14 protein-coding genes, 1 other RNA gene and 1 pseudogene are annotated in these 14,805 nt (G+C 55.1%); 4 read left to right on the top strand and 12 right to left on the bottom strand.

Features of this window, described 5'->3' with window-relative positions; translation table 11 throughout:
• Positions 1 to 13 precede the first annotated feature (13 nt).
• The 3 genes from feoB (at position 14) to H8711_RS03590 (ending at position 4,199) form a co-directional block, all read left to right on the top strand.
• Positions 14 to 2,032 carry a ferrous iron transport protein B gene (feoB, locus tag H8711_RS03580; RefSeq protein ID WP_249282167.1) on the top strand — a complete coding sequence of 673 codons (2,019 nt, stop codon included), beginning with the start codon at positions 14 to 16 and terminating at the stop codon, positions 2,030 to 2,032.
• 764 nt (positions 2,033 to 2,796) lie between these two features.
• A complete protein-coding gene (locus tag H8711_RS03585; protein WP_249282168.1) occupies positions 2,797 to 3,447 on the top strand; it encodes a helix-turn-helix transcriptional regulator in 651 nt (216 codons plus the stop codon).
• 104 nt (positions 3,448 to 3,551) lie between these two features.
• Positions 3,552 to 4,199, top strand: coding sequence for a class II aldolase/adducin family protein (locus H8711_RS03590; protein WP_249282169.1), 648 nt, complete (start codon positions 3,552 to 3,554; stop codon positions 4,197 to 4,199).
• A gap of 6 nt (positions 4,200 to 4,205) precedes the next feature.
• Here the strand turns inward: H8711_RS03590 and malQ are convergent.
• The 8 genes and pseudogenes from malQ to H8711_RS03630 all read right to left on the bottom strand — a co-directional run.
• Positions 4,206 to 5,687: pseudogene (malQ, locus tag H8711_RS03595) on the bottom strand (4-alpha-glucanotransferase); the annotation flags it as partial.
• Positions 5,688 to 5,774: 87 nt separating this feature from the next.
• Positions 5,775 to 6,398, bottom strand: a complete 624-nt coding sequence (locus H8711_RS03600; protein WP_249282171.1) for a permease prefix domain 1-containing protein — start codon at positions 6,396 to 6,398, stop codon at positions 5,775 to 5,777.
• Positions 6,388 to 6,753 (bottom strand): PadR family transcriptional regulator, encoded by a 366-nt coding sequence (locus H8711_RS03605; protein ID WP_249282172.1) that lies wholly within the window; start codon positions 6,751 to 6,753, stop codon positions 6,388 to 6,390. Before H8711_RS03605 ends, H8711_RS03600 begins: the two co-directional genes overlap by 11 nt.
• Before the next feature lie 80 nt (positions 6,754 to 6,833).
• The gene (locus tag H8711_RS03610; protein WP_249282173.1) at positions 6,834 to 7,199 is read right to left on the bottom strand and encodes a sulfite exporter TauE/SafE family protein; all 366 of its coding nucleotides are present in this window, start codon (positions 7,197 to 7,199) and stop codon (positions 6,834 to 6,836) included.
• Positions 7,196 to 7,636 carry a sulfite exporter TauE/SafE family protein gene (locus H8711_RS03615; protein ID WP_249282174.1) on the bottom strand — a complete coding sequence of 147 codons (441 nt, stop codon included), beginning with the start codon at positions 7,634 to 7,636 and terminating at the stop codon, positions 7,196 to 7,198. The genes H8711_RS03610 and H8711_RS03615 overlap by 4 nt, the downstream gene beginning before the upstream one ends.
• Positions 7,637 to 7,648: 12 nt before the next feature.
• Entirely contained in the window at positions 7,649 to 8,368 is a 720-nt protein-coding gene (locus H8711_RS03620) for a ThiF family adenylyltransferase (protein WP_249282175.1), read from the bottom strand.
• Positions 8,369 to 8,402: 34 nt separating this feature from the next.
• Positions 8,403 to 8,593: non-coding RNA, 6S RNA (ssrS, locus tag H8711_RS03625), on the bottom strand.
• A gap of 27 nt (positions 8,594 to 8,620) precedes the next feature.
• Complete coding sequence (locus tag H8711_RS03630; protein ID WP_249282176.1) at positions 8,621 to 8,932, bottom strand: DUF1292 domain-containing protein; 312 nt, start codon at positions 8,930 to 8,932, stop codon at positions 8,621 to 8,623.
• Between the two features lie 958 nt (positions 8,933 to 9,890).
• On the opposite strand from H8711_RS03630, the gene H8711_RS03635 reads away from it, so the two are divergent.
• The gene (locus H8711_RS03635) at positions 9,891 to 10,658 is read left to right on the top strand and encodes a peptidylprolyl isomerase (protein WP_249282177.1); all 768 of its coding nucleotides are present in this window, start codon (positions 9,891 to 9,893) and stop codon (positions 10,656 to 10,658) included.
• A gap of 54 nt (positions 10,659 to 10,712) precedes the next feature.
• Here H8711_RS03635 and H8711_RS03640 read toward each other — a convergent pair whose 3' ends face one another.
• The 4 genes from H8711_RS03640 to pheT form a co-directional block, all read right to left on the bottom strand.
• Positions 10,713 to 11,030, bottom strand: coding sequence for a hypothetical protein (locus tag H8711_RS03640; protein WP_249282178.1), 318 nt, complete (start codon positions 11,028 to 11,030; stop codon positions 10,713 to 10,715).
• A 142-nt stretch (positions 11,031 to 11,172) separates the two neighbouring features.
• Positions 11,173 to 11,931 (bottom strand): AAA family ATPase, encoded by a 759-nt coding sequence (locus H8711_RS03645; protein WP_249282179.1) that lies wholly within the window; start codon positions 11,929 to 11,931, stop codon positions 11,173 to 11,175.
• A 100-nt stretch (positions 11,932 to 12,031) separates the two neighbouring features.
• A complete protein-coding gene (locus H8711_RS03650) occupies positions 12,032 to 12,277 on the bottom strand; it encodes an IreB family regulatory phosphoprotein (protein ID WP_249282180.1) in 246 nt (81 codons plus the stop codon).
• A 124-nt stretch (positions 12,278 to 12,401) separates the two neighbouring features.
• Positions 12,402 to 14,798 (bottom strand): phenylalanine--tRNA ligase subunit beta, encoded by a 2,397-nt coding sequence (pheT, locus tag H8711_RS03655; protein WP_249282181.1) that lies wholly within the window; start codon positions 14,796 to 14,798, stop codon positions 12,402 to 12,404.
• Positions 14,799 to 14,805 lie beyond the last annotated feature (7 nt).

Genomic DNA, 14,805 nt, shown 5'->3' on the forward strand with positions numbered 1-14,805 from the left:
CGAGTTTGAGGATATGAGCTATACGATCGCATTGGCGGGTAATCCCAACTGTGGTAAGACCACGCTGTTTAACGAGCTCACCGGGTCTAACCAGTATGTCGGAAACTGGGCGGGCGTCACCGTGGAGAAAAAAGAGGGCAGGGCGGTTCACAACGGCGTGGAGCTGGCAGTGATGGACCTGCCGGGAATCTATTCTCTTTCCCCCTATACGATGGAGGAGGTCTGCGCGCGGGATTATATCATGAACGACGATCCGGATGTCATCATCGATATCATCGACGGCACCAACATCGAGCGCAACCTCTATCTCACCATTCAATTGATGGAACTGGGGCGGCCGATGGTGATTGCTGTCAATATGATGGATGATGTCGAACAAAAGGGGGAGCATATCGACTGCAAGCAGCTCGGCGAGCTGATGGGCGTCCCTGTGATCCCGATTGTCGCTCGCAAGGGCGAGGGCATGAAAGAACTGATGGACGAGGCGGTACGCATTGCGGCAGGCGGCGAGGTGCAGCATCACCGAATCAAATACGACTATCAAACCCAGAACGCGCTCAACGACATCCTGCTGATTCTTTCGGAAAACGAGGACACCTCCGACCACCACATCCAGTTCTACGCGAGCAAGCTGTTGGAGGCGGACGCTTCAATCGCCGATATGCTTAAGCTGACCAGCGACCAACGCCGCCGTATCGAGGATGTGATCGTGCGGTATGAGGCGACCTCGCGTTACGGCGACCGCGACACCATGCTGGCGGATGCACGCTACCGCTACATCACCGAACTGGTGGGCAAGACGGTGGTGAAAAACACCACCCCCGGCTTTATGACCCAGTCGGACAAGATAGACCGCATCGTCACCAACCGGGTGCTCGCGCTGCCCATCTTTTTGTTGGTGATGTTCCTGATGTTCTCAGTGGTGTTCGGCCCGGTGGGGGAGGGGCTCAAAGCCGCCGTGGAGTGGCTGATTAACGGCCAGATCGCGCCTGCGGTACGGCACCTATTGGTTGCGGCGGACGCGCCGTTCTGGACCCAGAGCCTCATTGTGGACGCGGTGATCGGCGGGGTCGGCGGTATCCTCACCTTTTTGCCGCAGATCATGCTGCTGTTCCTGTTCCTATCTATCCTGGAGGACAGCGGTTACATGGCGCGTGCGGCGTTCATTATGGATCGCCTGCTGCGCAAGCTGGGGCTCACCGGTAAGAGCTTCATCCCCATGCTGATGGGGTTCGGCTGCACCACCCCGGCGGTGATGGCGGCCCGCACGATGGAGAACGACAAGGACCGCAAGCTCACCATCATGCTCACGCCGTTCATGTCCTGCGGCGCACGCCTGCCGATCTATGCGCTGTTTGCGGGCATTTTCTTTGAGGAGCACCAGGGCCTGGTGGTCTTCTCCATGTACGTGCTGGGCATTGTGGTTGCGATCATTGTGGGGCTGATCCTCAAGCACACCCTTTTCCGCGGCGAGGCGGCGCCATTTGTGATGGAGCTGCCCACCTACCGTCTGCCCACCCTGAAAAGTACGATGCTGCATATGTGGGACAAGTGCAAGGGCTTTCTCATCAAAGCGGGTACCATCATCTTCTCGATGAGCATTTTGGTCTGGATCCTGCAAAACTTCAGCTTCTCGCTTCAGATGGTGGACGACAGTTCGGCCAGCATGTTTGGTCAGATCGGCGCTTTTATCGCCCCAATTTTTGTCCCGCTGGGCTTCGGCACCTGGCAGGCGTCGGTGTCGCTGCTTTCGGGCGTTGTAGCGAAAGAAGCGGTGGTCACCACCATGAGTGTGCTGTACGGGGCGGGCGGCGCCGCACTGCAAACCGCGCTCGCGGGTGCATTTACCCCGCTGTCGGCCTATTCGTTTATGGTGTTCAGTCTGCTGTATATGCCCTGTATCTCGGCGTTTGTCTCGATCCGCCGGGAGATGAATTCGCTCAAGTGGGCGCTCGCCACCGCAGCGATGGAGACGGGCGTCGCCTATGTTGTGGCGCTTTTGGTGTATCAGATCGGGAGCCTGTTTGTCTAAAATGTCCGGCATTATGCTATGGAGGACGATAAAAATGGGAAAATATATTGTGATCGGATTTTGTATCCTGTTGATTGCGCTGGCTCTGGTTCTGTTGGTGCACACCCTACGCAACATGGCTAAAGGGCGCTGCTGTGAGGGCTGCAAAGGTTGCTCGCAGCGGCAGAATTGTAGTTCAGCGAATGGCAGTGAAAGACACGATAATACAAAATAAAAACCGGGATAGATCGGATCGCCCTCCGCGAGCTTTCGCGGGGGGATTTTTGTTTGTACCACTGTTGCAATGCGCGCATGAGGCCTCTGGAACGCGTAAGGGTTGTGCGGGAAGGGGAGTTGTTCAATCTTGTGATCTCAGCGGCAATAATATTTTTTAATGGTTTATCAGATAATTTCACAATAATAAAATATTTTTCTTAAAGGATGGTATTAAAAGGCACGCAACTTTTGAAAAAGTAAATTGTTAAAAATAGATGCGATCCGTAATGCGGATTGTATCTACCTGTTCATCAGGAGAACTGCGGGCATCTTGTGTCGGCAATGATACTGTTTTTTATAGTAACCGCTAAATTTGTGGGATATCCGCAAAATTTACTTGCAATATAAAAAGAAAGTTTTATAATGGAGGTATCGATGATAAATAATTATTTATCAAGATGCCCCAATCAGCGGCCTTTATTTTTCGGTTTGCAGTATGTTGCCTCCTCCATTGTGAGGATGGACGACGTCCGCTGAGCGGCTGAGCCGGCGGAAGGCGGGAGGAAATTATGAATCAATATGTCAGCGCGTATCTCCCTTTGGTCGACTTTTTGGCCGATTGCCTGGGGGAGAACACCGAGGTCGTCCTACATGACCTGACCGACTGCCGCCAGCCGGTGGTGGCGATTCGCAACGGGCATATCAGCGGCCGAAGCGTCGGTTCGCCTATCACCGATCTGTCCTTGCGGGTTCTCAAGGCTGCATCGTTTGAACAGGTACCTTACCAGGTCAATTACCAGGGCGCGGCCCAAAACGGGCACCTGCTTAAATCTTCCGCCTACTTTATCAAGGACGACAGCGGCCGTTTTGTAGGGATGCTGTGTATCAATACCGATTATCACGATCTGGTCGCCTCGCGCGACCTGCTCAACCGGGTTATCGCTATGTGCAAGGTCCCCAGCGAGGGCGCAGCGGTGTCGGAGACGCCCAATCGGAATGTCCAGGAGCTGGTGATAAACCATATCCGGCGCGCCTGCCCGGAGATCGATTTGATAGCGGAGACTATGCAGCAAAAGGAGAAGATGGAGCTGGTCGAGCAGCTCAACGACATGGGCACCTTCCTGATCAAGGGGGCGATCGGCTATGTGGCGGAGGCGTTGCATGTATCGGTGCCGACCATCTACCGCTATCTGAATCTGGTCAAAAAAGAGAACCGTTAAAAGACGCCGCACATCCCTAACCGGATGCGCGGCGTTTTTTCAATTGACTTTTCTTCAGATTTCGCGTACCCTAAGCGATAGGAAAAAACGAAAGGGTGGGGTATGTGGACGAAAATTATAAAGAGCTGTTGGTGCAAGCGGGCAAACGAATGCTGCACAGCGGTTTAACCGTGGAGACCTGGGGCAACATCAGCCTGCGGGATCCGCGCAGCGGCAGGATCTATTTGACCCCCAGCGGTATGGATTACGACTGGTGCACACCGGAGGACATGGTCGTCTTTGATCTGGACGGCAACCTGCTGGAGGGGACGCGAAAGCCGACCTGCGAACGGGAGCTGCACCTGAGGATTTACCGCGAGCGGCCGGAGGTCAACGCGGTGCTGCACACCCACCCCATCGATTCGCTGGTGTTTGCCTGCCTGCGGGAGGATATCCCGCTGATCATCGACGAGGCGGCGCAGGCGCTGGGCGATGTGGTGCGCGTGGCGCAGTATGCGCTGCCCGGCACTACAGAGCTGGCGGAGAACTGCATGGCGGCGCTGGGCAGGCGGGCGAACGCCTGCTTGTTGCAGTCGCACGGGGCGGTCTGCGTCGGAGACAGCATCGATCGCGCCTTCCGGGTGGCGACGGTGCTGGAGATGACCGCAAAGGTTTACTATATGACGAGGACTATCGGTACGCCGGTGCCGATTGCCCCTGAGCACATCGAAATTATGAAGGGCTACGTGAATACCTACGGCCAGGGTCGATGATCCGTTTTACCGGCCATACAGCCGGGTGAGATGGAGAATCCGCTCGGAAAGCTCCCCGGTGAGCGCGTTTGGGGCGCAGCGCCAAACCCAGTTGCCGCCCAGTGTGGACGGAGTATTGATCCGCCCTTCGCGGCCGAGGTTCAGCCAGTCGGGCAGAGGGATGATCGCGGTATCGCACACGCTGGCGAGCGCGGCGCGGATCATCGCCTCGGTGAGATCGGAGCCGGGGGGCGCGTTTAGATAGTCGCGCGCCAAGGCGACATCGTCGGGTGGGGCGGACTCCTGCCAATCGCGGGTTGTGGTATTGTCGTGGGTGCCGGTGTAGACCACGCTGTTGCGGCCGTAGTGGTGGGGCAGATAGTCGCTCGCTTCGCGGCTGTCAAATGCAAATTGCAGCAGTTTCATGCCGGGATAACCGCTCGCCTGAAGGAGCTTGCGCACATCGTCGGTGAGATAGCCGAGGTCTTCGGCGATGATGCGCAGATCGGGCAGCGCCCTGCGGATAGCGTGGAGAAAGGGGATCCCCGGCCCTGTTTCCCAGCGGCCATTTTTGGCGGTATCCTCCCCTGCGGGGATCGAAAAATACCCGGCGAATCCGCGAAAGTGATCGATGCGCACCACGTCGTAGATGCCGCCCGCATGGCGCAGGCGGCGAATCCACCAGGCGAAATCTTCCTCCTTGTGCCGTTTCCAGTCGTAGAGTGGATTTCCCCACACCTGTCCGTCGGCCGAAAAGCCATCGGGCGGCACCCCGGCCACCCGCGAAAGGGTCCGGTCGGGGGTGGTCTGGAACAGCTCGCTCTGCGCCCACAGCTCGGAGGAGTCGGGCGACACATAGATGGGGATATCGCCCACGAGTTCGATTTCATTCTGGTTGGCGTAGCGCTTGAGTTGCCGGTATTGCCGGTCGAACAGAAATTGCACCGCCTTCCAGAAAAAAATTTCCTCCGCAAGCATCGAACGGGCGCGCTCCAGGGCGCTTTCCTGGCGCATCCGGTACGCTTCCGGCCAATCCTGCCAGGAGGCTTCCCCATGCGCGCGCTTGAGCGCCATAAACAGGGCATAATCCTCCAGCCAGAAACTGTTTCCGCCGCAGAACCGCTTGAAGTCGCTTGCAGCGGGATTCAGCCGGCCGGCGGCCTGCCGCAGAAGCGCAAAGCGGCGTTGGTAGAGCATTTGATAATCGATGCGACCGGGATCGCATTCGCAGTCCGCCGCCTCGATTTCCGCGCGGGTCAGCAGGCCGTCCTCTTCCAGCCGGTTGGGATCGATGAAATAAGGGTTGCCTGCGAACGCGCAAAACGATTGGTAAGGGCTGTCGCCGTAGCCGGTAGGACCGATGGGGAGCAGCTGCCAATAGTGCTGCCCGCTTTCACGCAGGAAGTCGACAAAGCGGTAGGCACCCCGCCCAAGCGTGCCGATGCCGTGAGGCGAGGGCAGGGAAAAGAGCGGCATGAGAATTCCACAGGTGCGCATAAGGTTACCTCCGACGACATTTTGATACCATCATTATGGGAAGGAATGCGCGGATTATCCGTTTGCGTGCGCAAATATCCGGCCGGTGTGCACCGAATTTCAGTCGCTTTTTCTTTGGCGGAACATCAGGGCCAGCGTGTTCACCATGGCCGCCACCAGGAAGATCACCCAGCCCGGATGCCACAGGTTTTTCCAGAAGCCCAACAGCAGGAAGATCACCAGCGCCGCGAGAAAGATCACCGTGGTGACCGGGTCTTCCTGCTTTTCTTTTGTCCCCTGTTTGCTGTCGTACCGCTCGGACTGCACGCCAAAATAGACGAAAAGGCCGGTGGCAACGATGATAGGCAGGAAAAAGAAGGTGAAGGATAGGGCTTGGCCAGCCGGTTCAAACAGCAAAAAGAGCAGGGGAGCCGCTATGTACAATGCGACGGCCACAGTGGAGGCCACCGCAAAATGTTTGCAAAATTGCTGATATTCCAAATCATTCTCAGCCTTTGTTGCATCCTCCTGCGAGATGCCGAGCTCCCGCCGCAGTTCATCGATGCTGCCGAATTCGGAGATCACCGTGCCGAACGCCTCATTTTTGTTTTTACCTTCGGACAGCAGGGTCTCGTATTTGTCCTGCATTGTCTCGATGATACCGAGCTTTGCCTCCACCACCTCGCGGCTTTTGGGCAGGCCTGCGAACATCGCCTCGACAAAATCGCGAATCTTATTGTCCATACCGTTGCTCCTCCTCATTTTCTAATTGTTCTGACTCCGTGGTAAAACGGCTGATCACCTGTTGGGTCTGCTGCCATTCGACACATTTCTCGCGGTAGTAAGCGGCGCCTTCCCGCGTGATCTTATAGTAGGTGCGCCGTTTGCCGAAGGTTTCATCTCCAAAATAGGAGGCGATGTAGCCCTTCTTTTCCATCCGAGTGAAAGCCGAATACAGGGTGGTTTCCTTGATGGTATAAAGTCCGCCGGAGCGCTCCTCGATCTCTTTGGAGATTTGATACCCGTAGGAATCGTGCTCCAGCAGCAGGTGCAGAATGATAGTGTCGTTGTAACCACGGATAACGTCGCTGCAGATCAAAACATCACCTCGCAAACTACTACGTCTGTCGTAGTATCCATATTATAGCATAATTACTACGACAGATAAAGTAGCTTGCGCTAATTTTTTTCTTTTTTGGCCAGGAGCTCCCGCACGCCCATATAGAGCAGCAGCAGCGCGAACAATTTGCTGAGCAGATTTTCGCTGATTATGCGGGTCAACCACAGTCCGCCCCACACACCGGCCAGACCGAACGGGATGCAGATAAAAGCGGATTTATAGTTGATGAGCTTGTTTTTGGCGTGGATGCAGACGGCAACCACGGCGATGGGCAGAAAAAAGATGAGATTGATCCCCTGTGCGGCGAGCTGGTTCATTCCGGCAAAAGCGGTCAGATACAGCAGCAGCACCGCGCCGCCCCCCACGCCCATGGACGCGGCAATGCCCGCGAGCAGGGAGGAAATAAAAATCCAGACGTAACTCATCGCAGCAGCAGGCGGATGGCGGAATAGAGGATGAACACCGCAAACACCTTCCGCAACCAAAAATCGGAGATTTTGCGCAGCAGCAGCGCACCGGCCACCGCGCCGATCACCCCGCCCGGCAGATAGGGTAGGGCGTCGGATAATGTCACATTGCCGCCTGTGACATATAGATATGAGCTCGCCAACGATAAAAACAGGGTGATCAAAATGGCGGTGGCGTGCGCGGTTTTGACATCGCCATCCAGCTTGCGCAGAAAACTGACCGCTACAATGCCGCCGCCTGCGCCGAACAGCCCGTTGAGCACGCCGATCGAGGCGCCGGCCAGTGCGTGCCAGCAGAACCCGGCTATGCCGGCCGGCTTTTTGTCCGAGTGTGAAGCCTGATTCAGAGCAACCACTTCCTTACGATAAAAAATCCCTATGGAACAGTGTTCCATAGGGAGAAGTGATTATTCCAACCTAGATTCCGCCAAAACATCCCGTACCAATTCGGCGGCGAGCAGATACCCCGCGACCGGCGGCACAAACGAAATGCTACCCGGACTGTGGCGGCCGTTTTCGCTGGAGGCCAGCACCTTGCGCGCCACCTCTGTGGAATAGACGACCTTTTGATGAAGGACGCCGCGCCGCTTCAGCTCCTTGCGCATCACGCGGGCCAATGGACATCCGCTGCCGGACGTTTCGGCGATGTCGCCCACCCGCAGCAGGGAAGGGTCGAGCCGGTTGCCGGTGCCCAGCGCCATCAGCAGGCGGACACCCCGCTCCTGGCAGGACACCGCCAGATGCAGCTTGGCGGTCACAGTATCGATCGCATCGACGACGCAATCGGGGGCAAAATCAAACACAGCGGCGCTGCTTTCCGGCAGATAAAAGCAGCTGAGCGCCGCGATCTCCGCCTCCGGATTGATATCGCGCAGGCGTTCCGCCGCTACATCCACTTTGTTCATTCCCACATGCCGGTGGGTATAAAAAATCTGGCGGTTCAGATTGGTGATGTCCACCGTATCATGATCCACCAGCAACAAATGGCCTACTCCCGCGCGGCAGAGCGCTTCAGCCGCAGCACAGCCGACGCCGCCCAATCCGATCACAGCGACACGCAGCGCCTGCATGCGCTCCATCGCTTCGTCGCCCAGAAGCAGGGCCGATCTCGTCAAAAATTCGGTCACAGTGTATTCCTCATATCGTTGGAGTTGTTTATAGAAGTAACCCGCCTTGCCGGTGGTATGGCTTATTAAACCCGTCCTAAGACAGGGTGGGTAAAACCTCCTCGCGGTTTCACGCTCCCTTCGTCCGCCAGAGCGGGAGGTCTGCAATCTGCCGCGAGATCCGGAATCCCTTTTCGTAAGTGTTGGATTTATAGACGCCATACCTGTCGCACAAGGCAGGAAACAAGCGGATTGATCTTCCGTTTGCAAAAATTAGTCTTCCTCGGTAAAGTCGTAATAATCCTTGAGATGATCCATGAAGATAGCGGAAACTTTGTCAAATTCATCCTCATCTTCAATCGCGATCAAAAATTCCTCTTCGCCCTCCGCCTGGATTTTCAGCACGATCAGCTCGCCGTCGTCCTCCTCCAGCGCGGCCTCGTCTTCCACCGGAACCACAGCGATGTAACGGTGATCGTCGTCCTCTTCATAGGTATCGAGCACTTCAAATTCATGATCGACGCCGTCCTCATCCTGTAAAGTCAGGATATCCGGACCATACTCCATTTCTTCATCAAAACTCATGGTGAACCTCCCTAACAGCTGCGCCAGCGGCACAGATAATCAACCGAAAAGCGATGCACACAGCGGAACGCGGTTCGCTTCCTGATTACTTTCTTATTATAATACAATTTGAGGGTAAGTCAATAACAAAGCGATTTTAATATTAGATTCACAAATTATTTAATTAACATACAATAAAACTATTGACAATAAACAATCTGTGTGCTATAGTAAAGACAAGAACAGAGCAAGTAATAAAATAAACAACTTGCAATGAAAGGTGGCGATTCCCATGTACACGGAAACCGAACCGGTTCAGTTTGTAGGTTGCGTGCTCCAGGCGGAATACGCAACCGTTCTCGAAGACTAACCGCACCATAAGAGGAAGAGATGTCGTTTTGGCTGGTTTGTCAAAACGGATACTTTGAACGGATGGCAGTAAGCCAAAATCTGGTTAGCAGTTTAGTGGACGAGAGATACAACTGAATACACATTTATCCGGGTGCCAGAGAGCATCTGTGGTAACATGTCGACAAAATGAATGTAAAGGTTGAGTCCCATGAACCATTAAAGGCGTAATTCACCAAAGAAATATGAAGGGTGAGTCCAATGAAATAAGCACTTTTGAGAGAGAGCTTAGTGGGCAACAAACACGAATTGGTTTGTCAGTCATAATACTGCAAAGATTATCTTTTGTAAGTTGTGCGACGCAAATTTGTTCGAATCATGTGGAAGATAGGAGATTTAACCTGTAAAAAATTTATATAAATAGTACGTGGTACGTATTCATTTATACAAAATATTCAGGGCCCGCAGCAACAGTCGTTGCTGCGGGCTTTTTGTGTCCGCTCGGAAAAAGTTCTTGCCACATCTATAGGAATCAGATATAATAAGCTACGGAGTGTTGGCGGGAAGCTGCACTGCAAAAGAAAATATTGGCCGTTTTCCACGGGGTGGAGCGGCCTTATGAGGTGATTTGGTGAATAAATTTTTGAAGTGTGCCAGCATGCTCTTAGCGCTTGCAATGATCTTTACCGCGGCGGGCTGCAAAAGCCAGGATTCCGTAGATTCGGAGGATGAGATCATCAAGACTCCTGAGCAGCAGATCGAGGAGAATAAGAACATCACCGACGATCAGGTCAATCTGGTTCAGTTTGAGGAAGTTCCTGACGGCGCGCAGGTCGCCAGAATTGAAACCAGCATGGGCGAGATCGTCGCGGTGCTCTATCCGGAAGAAGCTCCCAAAGCGGTGGAAAATTTTGTGGCGCTCGCCAAGTCTGGGTATTACACCGGCCTGTCTGTTCATCGCGTCATCAGCAACTACCTGATTCAATCGGGCGACCCCACTGGCACTGGCACCGGCGGTGAAAGCAGCTTTAAAGATGAAAGCGGCAATCCCGTTGGATTTGAAGGGGAGTATTCGCTGAATATGTGGAACTTCAAGGGCGCTTTGGGTATGGTGCCCAATGCGGATGGCTTGAATGGTAGCCAGTTCTATATGATTGTCAACAGCGCGCTGGAACAGGAGACGCTCGATAAGATGGAGGAGGCCAATTTTCCGCAGAAGGTCATCGACAAGTACAAAGAGGTTGGCGGCGCGCCATGGATGGACGGTAAATACACCGTGTTTGCCCAGGTGGTGGAAGGGCTGGAAATCCTCGATGAAATTGCTGCGGTCGCGGTAGATGAGAATAAGGTCCCGGAGGAGGATGTCATCATCACGCAGATCACAATCGACACCTACTAATTGTTACAATCAAAAATCCCCGGCTGCGATCAGATTCGCAAGCCGGGGATTTTTTCAGGATTTTTTGATTCCGTCTTTGAGGGCGCGTTCCAGCCAGACGCTGGCGAGATCCATCGCATCATAGAGGCTGGACTTTTCACTCTTTTTGATGATGCGATCGCGCGCACGCAGATCCAGATCGGTGGACAGGAGCTGGATGGTCACCTTTTGCGCGACGTCAAGGCCGATGGTCTCATCCTTTTGGCTCTCCTGAATCTGCATCATAATCACGTATTTATCCTTCATGCTGCCGTAATAGATAGTATTTTTGCAACGAACAAGAGGCTTTCCCTTATAGGTTAAAAACTGCTCTTCTTTTTTCGCTTCACTCATCACAATCATCCTCCTGTTTATATCAAATCTCATCGAAAACCGGTTGATCCACCAGATTTGGTGTGACAATGTTATATTATACCATAATTATGGGCTGTTGTAAACGCGGGCAGTCAAAACCACAAAAGTTTGACCATGCCGGTTAATCTTCGCGGAACAGATCCTCAAGCATCTTCTGCGGATAGTTCAGAAACTGGCGCGTCAGCAGGTAGTGGGAGGTCTCCCCGTAAGGGGTGAGGCGGATGCCGACTTCGTCCAATTGGTAGATTTCCGCGCCCGGATAGGCCATGAGAATGGGGGAGTGGGTGGCGATCAGAAACTGCGAATCCCGTTCGACCAGGTCCCGCATCCGGATCAGCATGGCGAATAGGCTGGAGGGGGAAAGCGCCGCCTCCGGTTCGTCCAGCAGGTAGAGCCCCTGTCCGCCAAAGCGATGAAGCATCAGCGCAAGAAAGCTCTCGCCGTGCGATTGGCAGTGCAAAGACCGGCCGCCGTAGCTTTTCAGCAGCGGGACCGGCGTGATTTTATCAAGGCGGTCCACCTCGGTGGCGACGTTGTAGAAGCTCTCTGCGCGCAGAAAAAAACCATCCTTTGGCCGCTTCACCCCCTTGGAGACGATGAGTGCGCGGTGAAGCAGGGAATGGGTATCGCTGGTGGAAAAGGAAAAGTTGCGGGTGCCCCCTTCGGGATTAAACCCGCAGGCGACCGCGACCGCCTCCAGCAGAGTGGATTTTCCCGTCCCGTTTTCTCCCACCAGAAAGGTCACCGGCTGGCGCAGCTCCAGTCGTCCCAGATGCTTGACGGCGGGCAGCGAAAAGACATAGCTCTGCGCCAGTTCGGCGTCTACTGGTTGGCGCAGCTCTATGCGGGTGAGATACAGACCGCTGAACAATGCCGCCACCTCCGTTGCTGCAACACAAAAACGCCCTCTCCGTCGGGGATTCAGCGGCAAAGGCAATCGCCGCTGAAATTCCCCGCGCAGGGAGGGCGCTGGATCAACCTTAATCGTTCAGATACGCTTTGACAAGCGCCTGCAACAGTTCATCCCGGTCGATACGCCGGATCAAACTGCGCGCATTGTTGTGCGTTGTAATATAGGTGGGGTCCTCCGACAGGATATAGCCCACAATTTGGTTGATGGGGTTGTAGCCCTTCTCGCGCAAAGCATCGTATACAGTGGTTAAGGTCTGTTTCATCTGCTTTTCTTTGTCCTCATGAATCGAAAAGGAAATTGTGGGCTCATGCATGATACAAACCTCCTATATAAACGGCTTTGTTTATAGAATACACGAAAAGAGTAAAATTATCAAGCGAAAAAGGACGATCTTTACAGATTTTTCAAATCATATCGCACATTTTGTGATGAAACGATCAGGAACGCAGCTCCGCGCCGAGTTCGGCCAGCGCTTTGAGCACCTTCTTCATGATATTGCCGGTCTCCTCGTCGGTGAGCGTTTTGTCGGCTGAACGCAGCGAGAGGTTGTATGCCACGCTCTTTTTCCCCTCCGGCACCTGTGCGCCGCGGTAAACGTCGAACAGCTCCACCTTGTCCAGGTGCTTACCAGCAGCTTTTTGGATCGCCTTGCGCAGGCTCAGCACCGGCAGGTCTTCGTCGCACAACACCGCGATATCGCGCGTGGTGGCCGGGAACTTGGGCAGAGGGTGGTACTCCTTGTCGGCCGCGCGGTTTTCATACAGCAGCGTTTCGTCCAGCTCCGCCACATACACGCGCGCGTCGATATCGTAGTTCTCCAACACGGCGGGATGGATTTCCCCGAGGATGCCGAGCGGCTTGTCGCCGAGCATCAGCTTGGCGCAGCGACCGGGATGGAAGGTGGGATTTTCCTTTTCCGGGATCACATCGCAGTCATAGCCGCCCAAGACCTCGAGCAGTTCCTCCACGATGCCCTTGAGCGCGTAATAATCCGCTCCATCCCCGTACATGCCCACCAGAATCTTCTGGTTTTCCTCCGGCAGCTTGTCAGGCTCGGTGGGGACATATTCGGTCGCGATTTCAAACAGCGAAGCGGAGAGGTTGCGGTTGTTGTAGTTGCGCGCCAAAACCTCCAGCATCGACGGGATGGCGGTGGTGCGCATGACGCTGGTGTCTTCACCCAGGGGGTTGCTGATGACGATCGACTTGCGGTAGCTGCTGTCGGCGGGCAGGTTGATCTTATCATAGTATTTGGGGCTGATGAAGGAATAGGTCATGATCTCGGTGCTGCCGAGCGCCAGCAGGGTGGAACCGATTTTTTTCTCGAACTTTTGCAGGCCGGTCAGCTGTGCCTGTGCGCTGCCGCGGATCGCAGTGGAGGGAATCTTGTTGTATCCGTAGAAGCGGGCGATTTCCTCGGCGATATCCGCCTTGTGCTGGAGATCAGCGCGGAAGGAGGGGACCGTCACCACGTCGTTTTCATCCACAGTGCATTCCAGCCGCTCCAGGATGCGGATCATCTCCTCGCGTGGCACCTCGATGCCCAGGAAGCGGTTGATCCAGTCGTGCTCCAGCGGGATACGGGTGGGGGTCCTATCGGAGTTGTCGATGTCGATGATGCCGCCCATCACCTCGCCTGCACCGAGCAGCTCCACCAGCTCGCAGGCGCGCAGTACGGCGGGGATACAGGTCTGCGGATCGAGCCCCTTTTCAAAGCGTCCAGACGCCTCGGTGCGCATTCCCAGCTTTTTGGCGGTGACGCGCACCGAAGGGCCATTGAAGCAGGCGCTTTCAAATACGATGGTGTTGGTGTCGTCCATGATGCCGGAAAATTCGCCGCCCATGACGCCCGCCACAGCGGTTGGCGCCTTTTCGTCCGCGATCACAAGCATATCCGGGGTGAGGGCGCGCTCCACTCCGTCGAGGGTGACGATTTTTTCGCCCGCTTCGGCGCACCGCACGATGATCTTTCCGCCCTGCATCAGCTTGTAATCGAAGGCGTGCATCGGCTGGCCGTATTCGAGCATCACATAGTTGGTGATATCGACGATGTTGTTGATGGGGCGCACGCCGCAGGCGCGCAGGCGCTCGCGCATCCACAGAGGAGACGGGGCGACTTTGATGTTTTTGACCGCCTTAGCCACATAGCGCGGGCAGAGCGCAGGGCTTTTCACTTCAACCGACAACAGGTCGTGGATGTCATCGCTCTCATGTTTCACCTCGGGCTGAGGCAGATTGAGCGGCTTATCGAAGGTCACGGCCGCCTCGCGCGCCAATCCGGTGATCGACAGGCAGTCCGGGCGGTTGGAGGTGATTTCAAACTCCACGCAGGTGTCGTTCAGTCCGATGGCCGACTGGATGTCGAGGCCGATTTCAATTTTAGCGCCCTCCTCCTGCTGCAGAATGAAGATGCCGTCCTCGATCGCGTAGGGGAAGTCGTGAGCGGTGAGCCCCAGCTCACCCAGTGAGCAGAGCATTCCCTCGCTGACCACGCCGCGCAGCTTGCCCTTTTTGATGGTCTTGCCGCCGGGCAGTTTCGCGCCGTCCAGGCAAACGGGTACATAGTCGCCCGCATTCACGTTGGTCGCGCCAGTGACGATCTGAACCGGCGACTCGCCGCCGACCTCCACCTGGCAGACCACCAGCTTGTCGGCGTCGGGGTGCTTCTCGACCGAGAGCACCTTGCCCACGACCACCTTTTCAATCTCGGAACCCTCGGTTTCGTACCCTTCAACCTTGGAGCCGGACATGGTCATCGCCTCGGAGAAGGCGCGAGGCGCGAGCGTATCATCTAATTTTACATAATCGGAAAGCCATTTCATCGATAAATTCATGGTCGGT

Source organism: Ligaoa zhengdingensis, from assembly GCF_014384885.1.
GTDB lineage: Bacteria > Bacillota > Clostridia > Oscillospirales > Ruminococcaceae > Ligaoa > Ligaoa zhengdingensis.